The organism is Klebsiella sp. Ech2A (genome assembly GCF_030078455.1).
GTDB lineage: Bacteria > Pseudomonadota > Gammaproteobacteria > Enterobacterales > Enterobacteriaceae > Klebsiella > Klebsiella terrigena.
The window spans coordinates 1-6,474 of the sequence record NZ_JAQGFU010000222.1 but is presented as its reverse complement, the minus strand read 5'-3'; the positions used below and the strand labels follow the sequence as shown (position 1 = coordinate 6,474).

At 59.9% G+C, this 6,474-nt stretch carries 5 protein-coding genes; 3 read left to right on the top strand and 2 right to left on the bottom strand.

All coding sequences use genetic code 11. The features are described from left to right. Positions 1 to 66 precede the first annotated feature (66 nt). Positions 67 to 834, top strand: coding sequence for a Fe(3+) dicitrate ABC transporter ATP-binding protein FecE (fecE, locus tag PFH44_RS23600; RefSeq protein WP_045854901.1), 768 nt, complete (start codon positions 67 to 69; stop codon positions 832 to 834). Between the two features lie 25 nt (positions 835 to 859). On the opposite strand, the gene fraE is transcribed toward fecE, so the two are convergent. Then, the gene (gene fraE / locus PFH44_RS23595) at positions 860 to 1,903 is read right to left on the bottom strand and encodes a fructose-asparagine asparaginase (protein WP_045854900.1); all 1,044 of its coding nucleotides are present in this window, start codon (positions 1,901 to 1,903) and stop codon (positions 860 to 862) included. A gap of 310 nt (positions 1,904 to 2,213) precedes the next feature. On the opposite strand from fraE, the gene PFH44_RS23590 reads away from it, so the two are divergent. Then, positions 2,214 to 3,413, top strand: coding sequence for an HD domain-containing phosphohydrolase (locus PFH44_RS23590; protein ID WP_283826329.1), 1,200 nt, complete (start codon positions 2,214 to 2,216; stop codon positions 3,411 to 3,413). Between the two features lie 82 nt (positions 3,414 to 3,495). Further along, positions 3,496 to 5,280: a diguanylate cyclase gene (locus PFH44_RS23585; RefSeq protein ID WP_283826328.1), complete on the top strand. Its 1,785-nt coding sequence runs from the start codon at positions 3,496 to 3,498 to the stop codon at positions 5,278 to 5,280. A gap of 10 nt (positions 5,281 to 5,290) precedes the next feature. Here the strand turns inward: PFH44_RS23585 and PFH44_RS23580 are convergent, their stop codons facing one another. Further along, on the bottom strand, positions 5,291 to 6,220 hold the full coding sequence (locus PFH44_RS23580; RefSeq protein ID WP_283826327.1) for a LysR family transcriptional regulator: 930 nt from the start codon (positions 6,218 to 6,220) through the stop codon (positions 5,291 to 5,293). Positions 6,221 to 6,474 lie beyond the last annotated feature (254 nt).

Sequence of the window (6,474 nt, the reverse complement as noted above, 5' to 3'; positions counted from 1 at the left end):
GCGGGGGTATTAACCGCCGTTATCGGCGCGCCATGGTTCATCTGGCTGCTGGTAAGGATACGCTGAATGGAACTGAGAACCGAAAACCTGAGCGCCGGCTATGGCGCAAAGCGCATTATCGACCGGCTGGATTTGACCCTTCCCGGCGGGCAGATCAGCGCCCTCCTCGGGCCAAACGGCTGCGGTAAATCGACGCTGCTGAAGTGCTTCTCGCGGCTGCTGGCGCCGACGGCCGGCAAAATATGGCTCGGCGAGCGGCCCCTGGCGGGCTTTAGCTCGCGCCAGCTGGCACGGCATCTGGCGCTGCTGCCGCAGCAGCACCACGTTCCGGAGGGGATTAGCGTACGCGAGCTGGTGAGCTACGGCCGCAGCCCGTGGCTGCCGCTGTGGGGACGCCTCAATGCCGACGATCGGCGGATAGTTGACGAAGCGCTCGAACGTACCGGCATGACGCCGCTCGCCGGGCAGGCGCTGAGCGAGCTGTCAGGCGGGCAGAGACAGCGGGCGTTTGTGGCGCTGATCCTTGCCCAGCAGACGCCGCTGGTACTGCTTGATGAGCCGACAACCTGGCTGGATATCAATCATCAGGTGGCGCTGATGAAGCTGATGCGCGAGCTGCAGATGTGCGGAAAGACGGTGGTGACCGTCCTTCACGATCTGAATCAGGCCAGCCGCTACTGCGACCACCTGGTGGTGCTGGAAAGCGGGAAAGTGCGGGCCCAGGGCCTGCCGGAGCAGGTGCTGACGCCCGCGCTGCTGCGCAGCGTTTTCCAGCTGGAGGCGGAAATCCACCCCGACCCTATCTCACAACGCCCGATGTGCGTGATGAAATAGCCCGGTCCATCGGCTAAGAGGACGATCAGTACGTATGGAAGTAGTTCTGAATCACTTCCGGGTTACGCGTTTGCGTCAGGGCGGTCATCAGCAGGATGCGCGCTTTTGCCGGGTTCAGCGAGTCGGCCACCAGCCCAGGCTGGCTATCGTCGGTCGGGACCACGCCGCTGCCGGTGCGGGAGGCGCGGACCACCACGATGCCGGCTTTTTGCGCTTTTTCGATCCCAGCGGCGCTGCGCACGGATACCGAACCGGCGCCGGTTCCGGCGTAGACGATGCCGTCAACGTGATGGGCAATCGCCGCATCGTACATATATTCCGGGTCGTCCTGATAGCCGTAGATAATCACCACCTTCGGCAGCGTATTCAGCTGACGAACGTCAAAGACCGAGCGCAGGGTATGAATCTTATCGACGCGCGTTTCAAACTGCGGCTTGCCGCCGACGATAACGCCCAGGTAGCCCTCTTCCGGCGCTTTGAAGGTATCGAGGCTGTTAGCGTTGGTTTTGGTCACAAAGCGCGCGGCGCCGATGCGGTCGTTCAGCACCACCATCACGCCCCGCCCCTTCGCCTCGGGATCGGCGGCGACGGTCACCGCCTCCAGCAGGTTCATCGGGCCATCGGCGCTTATCGCCGTTGCCGGCCGCATCGCCGCCGTCAGCACCACCGGCTTATTGCTTTTCACCGTCAGGTTGAGGAAGTAAGGCGTCTCATCGAGCGTATCGGTACCGTGGGTGATCACCACCCCGTCGACGTCATCCCTGGCCAGCAGCTCATTCACCCGCTTAGAGAGTTTGAGAATAATGTCGCTGGTCATATTTTCGCTGCCGATATTCGCTACCTGCTCGCCGTCCACCCGCGCCACCTTGCTCATTTCGGGCACCGCGTTAATCAGGGTCTGGACGCCAATCGCGCCGGCCTTATAGCCGGTGGTTTGGGTATTGCTGGCCGCCGACCCGGCAATGGTTCCGCCGGTGGCGAGGATCACGATATGCGGCAGGCGCGTTTCGCTGGCAGCCAGGGAACTCATCGTCAGTAACGCAATCGCAAGTAATGCTCTAAAATTCATATTCACTCTTCCCCAAAATAGACATTTATCAAACTGGCGGAGAGTTAATGCAAACGGCTTGCCACTATTTATTTTCTTTTTACGGGCAAAATGGTTAACTATCGGGCAACAAAGGCTTTTTCATTCATTTTTCGCGCAAATTTGGTGCAGCGATGCTCCCTCAACGGGCGCGTCAGACGGTGAAAGCGCCGTCGGCTCACCGTTTATTATTTTTCGTCGTCCCGCTTCAAACGCCTTGCCATTAAATTATCAATATCATAACGGCCACGATCGACTTATTTTATGTGGATATCGCGAAGAGGGAAAAACGATGCGTCTCGCCTTAAAATCAGCATTGATGCTTACCACTCGCGTCATACAGATAATCAATCCCGAACTTCATCTGCATATGCAGCGCACGGCGCTGATCGCCCTTGAGCTCTCGCTGGCGCTGCGGCTGCCGCGTCAGCAGCAGCAGACCATCTTTTGCGCCGCGCTGCTGCACGACATCGGCGTACTGGGCGACAAGCGGATGATTACCTCGCTCAATGCGATAGATAATCTGAACGATCCTCACCAGCACCGGGGAGCGGAGATGCTCAGCGGCCTCGCCACCCTCGCGCCCATTTTGCCCATTATTCGCCACCACCACCTCAGCGCGGACTACCAAGGTAGCCTCGACGAGCATATCGTCTGTTTTGCCGACGCCTTCGAACGCCTGCTCGCCGTCGGCGAAGACAACGCCGAGTATCAGACTGATATTATTATTGATAAATTCCGCGCCCTGCATCAGGAGCTGGATCCGCAGCTGTGCCAGACCCTGTGCCAGCTGGCGAAAAAGGAGCACTTCTGGCTACATCTCAATCCCGGCCACATTCAGCGGATGCTGGAAATTATCGGCCCGATTAACGATCTGTACATCGACGTCGACGGCCTGAAGGATATCTGCCTGCTGATCGCCAAAATCGTTGATACCTACAGCAGCTTCACCGCCAGCCACAGCATTATGGTCGGCGAAATCTCCTGGCAGCTGGCGCGCTATATGGATCTGCCGCCCGAAGAGTGTAAGAAAATCGAGGCCGCCGGCTACCTGCACGATATTGGCAAGATCTTTATCCCGCTGGATATTCTGGAAAAACAGGGGGAGCTCGCCCCCGACGAGCTCCTGCAGGTGCGCGAACATAGCTATATGACCGGCGAGCTCCTCAGCGCCTTTAGCGAGCTCGGAGAAATTATTAACTGGGCCGCCAACCATCATGAAAAGCTCGATGGCAGCGGCTATCCGCTGCATCTGAACGCGGATTATCTGCATCTGCCGGACAGAATCATCGCCATCGCCGATATTTTTACCGCGCTGACCGAAAATCGCCCCTATCGCCAGGCGATGGGCTATCAGCAGGCATTACGGCTGATTGAAAACGATGTTATAAATGGCGCGCTGGATGCAAATGTTTTTGCCGTTTTATGCCAGCATGCCGACACGCTTCATCGCGAAATCATCGGTAAAAAGCGCGATCGGTCACCGCCGTAACCTGCCGGCAGCCTGCGGACAGGACGGGGTTCTATAATAAAAAATAACGTTATAAATTCATCTGCACGCAAGGAAATTACCGGTGAGAATCGCCACCATGACCAACTGGGCCTACGGTATAACCGTCGCCCTGACCCTCGCCTCAGGCATTGCGATGCTGATGGCCTCAAACGCGGATACTGCCGAACGCCAGGCGGTACAGCAGCGCCAGATTTTCGACCAGCTCACCGAAGAAGTTGAAACCGACGCCTGGGCGCTTTCAGACCTCGCGCGAGCCTACGTTATCAATAAAAACCCTGACGTTTTAGAGGAGTATCGCCAGAATGCTCAGACGACGCTCGCCATCGAGCATCGGCTCGCAAAGCTGAGGGATAGCGGCGCAACGCCCCAGGAACTGACACTGCTGCGCGAGGGTTTACGCATCGCCGACGAGCTGCAGGATGAGCAGCAGGCTGCGCTGGCTAATATCGCCCGCGGCGAAGATAAAGAGGCAATTGGCCTGCTCTACGGCAAGGTCTATGAGCGCGAGCTCGAGCGGGTTCAGACGCAGATCGACCACTTCCGCCTGCTGCTGGAAGGCCGGGCCAACGGCGCTATTGCGCAAGCCACCGAGAAGTCCCACACCTGGCGCAGCCTCTCCGAGCTGATGGTCGGGCTGACGGCGCTGATGTTCCTGTTTGTGCTGGGTTTTATTCTGCAGCGTCGGGTGCTGTACCCGGTTGTGCGCCTGAGCGATGTCGTGCAAAGGCTCGCCTCGCAGGATTACGCCGTCGAAGCGCCTAACTTCACCCAGATTGATGAGATTGGCGATATGGCGCAGGCGATCCGCATTTTCCGCGAGAACGGCCTGGCGCGCCAGCGTCTGGAACAGGAGCGGGACGCCGACTGGGCGATCCGCGAGCTGCTGGCGCGGATGACCCAGCGCCTGCAGGGCTGCGAGTCTTTCGAGGATGTGATTAAAGTCGCCGAGCTTTTCGCGCCCAATATCGCGCCAGAGATTCCCGGGCGGCTCTATATTCTCGACCTCGACCCCTGGCAGATGCGCTGCGTCGCCCGCTGGCTCTCGCCGCCGGATGAACCGGAGATCTTTCATCCCGAGAACTGCTGGGCCGTGCGCCGCGGGCTGAGCCACCCTCCGGTCAACGGCGAGCCGGATATCGCCTGCTACCACCTGCCGGAATCAAGCGCGGAGTGCTCGCTTTGCGTTCCGCTGATTGCCCAGGGGGAAGCCATCGGCCTGCTCTCCTTCAGAAACGTCACTCCGGCCACCGCCCCTTCCCGCGCCTACCTTGAGCTGATGGCGGAAGCGCTGGGCCTGGCGCTGGCGAACCAGCGCCTGCGCAACGCCCTGCTGGAAAAGGCGCTTTTCGACTCGCTAACCGGGCTGCGCAATCGCCATCACCTTGAAGACGCCCTGCATACCCAGATGAACCTGGCGGTGCGCAACGGCACGCCGCTGAGCTGCCTGATGATCGATATCGATCACTTCAAGGCGATCAACGACAGGTACGGTCACGAGGCGGGCGATCTGGTGATTAAAAACGTGGCGACCATCGTTCAGCGCGCGGTGCGTGATATCGGCATGGCTTTCCGCTACGGCGGGGAAGAGTTTTTAGTCCTGCTCGCCGGGACCAACGAAGAGTCCGCCCGGGCGTGTGCCGAGAATATCTACAACAACGTTCGCAATATGACGCTGCGCTACGGCCTGAGCGAAATGGGTCAGATAGATGTCTCTATCGGGATTGCCAGCTTCCCGCAGCATACGCAAAGCGACAGCCTGCTGCGCGCCGCCGATGCCGCGCTGTACCGGGCAAAAGAGCTCGGCCGCTCGCGGATCGTCAGCTTCGGGATGCTAAAGACCGACTGAATTCAACCCGCTATTTTTCGCGGGGGTCCAGGGACGGATACATGGCTATTCCGCTGACGTTGCTCATCCCGCTGATAATGGCCTCGGTGAGCATTCGCGCCTTCAGCGGGATAAAGCGTCGGGTAGGATAGAGCGCATACAGCGCGAGCGGCTGCCAGCGATATTCCGGCAGCACCTGGACCAGCGTTCCCTGTGCCAGCTGCCTGGCCACCAGCGGCTGCTGTATGCCGCCAATCCCGCCCCCCGCCTCCAGCGCGGCAATGAGCGAGAAGCTATTGTTGGCGCGAAAAACAGGGTTCAGGCGGACGCTCTCTTTGCCGTCCGCGCCTTCCAGGGTTAGTTCGTCTCCGGTGGCCAGGCCGCTATAGCGAAGCGTCCTGTGCTGTGCCAGCTCAGACAGCCGCGCCGGCGTCCCCGCCTGCTGCAGATAGTGCGGCGCGGCGACCAGCACGCGCTGAACGTTAGCCAGCCGTCTGATGACCTGGCTGAGCCCAGCGGGCTCTCCCAGGCGGATGGCCAGATCGACGCCCTCACTCACCACATCGGCAAGCCGGTCCTCCAGCGTCAGCTCGACGCTGAGCTGCGGATTCCGCTGCTGAAAGGCGACAACGATCGGCGTCAGAAGATGCTGGCCAATCCCCGTTGGCGCCTGCACGCGCAGCGTTCCGCTAAGCTTCTGCTGCTGCTCAAGCAGCGTCTCTTCCGTTTCGCTCAGCGCATCGAGGATTGGGCGGATCTGCTGATAGTAGCGCTCGCCCGGCTCGGTCAGGGTCACCGAGCGGGTGGTGCGCAACAGTAACGCCACCCCGAGGCTCTGCTCGAGGGCCATCACCTGCTGGCTGACCGCCGGCTGGGTCAGCCCGAGGCTGCGGGCCGCGGCCGAGAGATTGCCGGTTTCAGCCACCCGGATAAAAACTTCCATCGCTTTGAGCTTGTTCATCGCCTTCACTTCAAAGATTTTATTATTAATCTTATTACAAACGACCCTCTTCTGCCTTCATCGCTAATGAATCATGCTCAGGCTTCACTTTCGACTCGCAAAGAGGTGCCTGGCATGAAGACTCAACAACATCAGCGTTTGGCCGTAGTTGCCGGCGCAAACGGCGTCGCCGGAAACAAGCTTATCGATGAGCTGGAGCGCTCCGGCTGGCAGGTCATCGGGCTGTCGCGGCGGGGAGGCGCCCCGCGGCCCGC